Origin of the sequence: Pectobacterium brasiliense, assembly GCF_013449685.1 — a bacterium.
Lineage (GTDB): Bacteria > Pseudomonadota > Gammaproteobacteria > Enterobacterales > Enterobacteriaceae > Pectobacterium > Pectobacterium brasiliense_A.
In genome coordinates, this window is sequence record NZ_JACDSF010000097.1 from 1 (window position 1) to 2,657 (window position 2,657).

Below are 2,657 nucleotides of genomic sequence, written 5' to 3' on the forward strand. Positions count from 1 at the left end.
AGCGGCGGCAATGAGGTCTGAACTCATCGTCGCCGCGCTATTTTAACGTTGTCTTACACTCTTCTTGACTGCCTTCTCCACGTTGACCTTAGTCACAAAACTGTCAATGACCATAATCAACGCTCTTTGCTCTTCATCCGGCAATGCATCAGCCTGTTGCCAGAGTTCGTGTAGCTCTGCATTGCGGATCTTCACATCCTTGCTGGTCTCTACTCTTCCAACCAGCTCATCAAGTGAAACCTGTAACACCTCAGCCAGTTTTAGCAGCGTCTCCAGTTGCGGAGAAATATGCCCGCGCTCCCAGCGGTTATAGGCTCTGGGCTGCACATCTATCATCTCAGCAAGGCGCGTCTGGGTAAGCCCTCTGGCTTCTCTCAATGCTTTTAGGCGTTCGGAAAAAGCGGACATATCAAGACCTGTCATCAGGAAATCAATAGCTGCCATTGTATGCCCCCTTTTTTAACCGCTAGTTGTAATGTGCTATATATGTGATTACTATATATCACATACATGTCTATTGACAGCAAATTTAGAGGTATCACATGGCCCGCATCCCCGAATCTGAGTTGCAGCACCTGAAAGCCGCCGTGTCACTGGTTGAGGTGGTGCGTGGTCAGGGAAGAAAGGTGGTGAAGCGCGGCAAGGACTTCGTGGTGCTGTGTCCGTTCCATCAGGAGAAAACCCCTTCAATGGTTATCTCGCCGGACAAGAACCTCTATCACTGCTTCGGCTGCGATGCAGGCGGCTCGGTGCTGGACTGGGTAATGAAAACGGAGAACCTCAGCCTGCCTCATGCGGTCGATAAGCTGCGGCGTGAGCTGGGTGAAGTGCCCGCCGTCGCGCCGTTGCCGCCTGTTAGTGATATCGCTAATGAACAGGAAAAACAGGCGTTACTGCATCGTGTTACCGAGTTCTATCATCACACGCTGCTGAACGCGCCGGAGGCCATCGCCTATCTGGAGAAGCGCCGCCTCAATCATCCTGAGTTAGTGGCGCAGTTCCGCTTAGGGTTCGCCAACCGGACGCTGGGCTATCGTCTGCCATCGAGCAAACTGAAAGACGGGGCAACGGTTCGTAGCCAGTTGCAGGCCATCGGGGTGATGCGTTCATCCGGCCATGAGCATCTGGCAGGGTCGTTAGTGGTGCCAGTTATCGACCTTAACGGTCAGGTGCGGGAGTTATATGGGCGCAAGGTGGGGGATCGGCTGCGTGCGGGAACGCCCAATCATCTGTATCTGCCGGGGCCACACGGCGGGGTGTGGAACGAACAGGCGTTAGTAGCGAGTAAGTCGGTCATCTTATGTGAATCGCTTATCGATGCGATGTCGTTCTGGGTAGCGGGGTATCGCAACGTCACCGCCGCCTATGGGGTGAACGGGTTCACAGAAGAAATGCGCGAGTCGTTTATCCGCCATGGCGTGAAACAGGTGCTCATCGCGTTCGATAACGATGCGGCAGGCGATGAAGGCGCGGTGAAACTGGCTTCTGCGTTAGCGGCTGACGGTATCGTGCCGTTCCGGGTGGTGTTCCCGGCGGGCATGGATGCGAATGAATACCTGTGTAAGGTCTCGGAGCCGGAACGGGCGTTCCGTGCGGCGGTAGAAGGCGCCATGGCGATGGGGGAAGCGGTGAGTGCTGAACCTGAATCCGTGCCACAACGGAAAGCTGCGCCACAGCCTGAAAAGCCGTCTCAACCTGCTGCTTCCTTAGCTGCGGGTGTAGTGGTTGAAGCCCTGTCGAACGGTGAGCTGGAGATAGCCCTGTCCGGCCAGCAGTGGCGCATCCGGGGCATGGCGTCGGTGAAAGCGGGTAGCGGCGTGATGAAGGTGAACGCGCAGGTACTGGATACGGAAAGCGGCGTGGTGTTCGCCGACAGCGTGGACATGATGAGCGCCCGTAGTCGGGCAGGTTATGCGCGGCTGGCTGCATCGGAGCTGGGGTTGGCGGAAAGCGACCTTAAACGCAGTTTAGGCCGTGTACTGCTGGCACTGGAAACCCACCTTGCTCAACCCGGCACCGCCAGTGACGCCGCGCCGGAACTGGACGATGCCGCGAAAGCCGACGCGCTGGCGTTGCTGCAAGACCCGAACCTGATTAGCAGGCTGACGGATGACCTGGCTGCCTGTGGTGTGGTGGGGGAGTCCATCAACTTAGTGGCGGGTTATCTGGCGGCGGTATCGCGCAAGCTGGACAGGCCGTTAGCGGTGTTAATCCAGTCATCGAGCGCGGCGGGAAAATCCAGCCTGATGGATGCGGTACTGAACCTGATACCACCGGAAGAACGGCTGCAATACTCGGCCATGACGGGACAGAGCCTGTTCTATCTGGGTGAAACGAACTTACAGCATAAAATCCTCGCCATCGCCGAAGAAGAAGGCGTCAGGCAGGCTGCCTATGCGCTGAAGCTGTTGCAGAGTGACGGAGAACTGACGATAGCGTCAACGGGCAAGGATGATGCGACGGGCAATCTGGTCACCAAGCAGTACACGGTGAAAGGCCCGGTAATGCTGATGCTGACCACCACGGCCATCGACGTGGACGAAGAGTTGCTGAATCGCTGTCTGGTGCTCACCGTGAACGAATCCCGCGAACAGACCGAAGCGATCCACGCCTTGCAGCGGCATAAACAAACACTGGAAGGGTTGCTGATGGAGAAC

The 2,657-nt window shown here is 56.8% G+C and carries 2 protein-coding genes; one reads left to right on the forward strand and one right to left on the reverse strand.

The window, feature by feature from the left end; all coding sequences use genetic code 11:
• Positions 1 to 42 precede the first annotated feature (42 nt).
• Positions 43 to 444: a helix-turn-helix domain-containing protein gene (locus H0248_RS21300; protein ID WP_039499909.1), complete on the reverse strand. Its 402-nt coding sequence runs from the start codon at positions 442 to 444 to the stop codon at positions 43 to 45.
• A 98-nt stretch (positions 445 to 542) separates the two neighbouring features.
• On the opposite strand from H0248_RS21300, the gene H0248_RS21305 reads away from it, so the two are divergent.
• On the forward strand, positions 543 to 2,657 hold a 2,115-nt coding region (locus tag H0248_RS21305; protein WP_180787400.1), incomplete at its 3' end, for a DNA primase.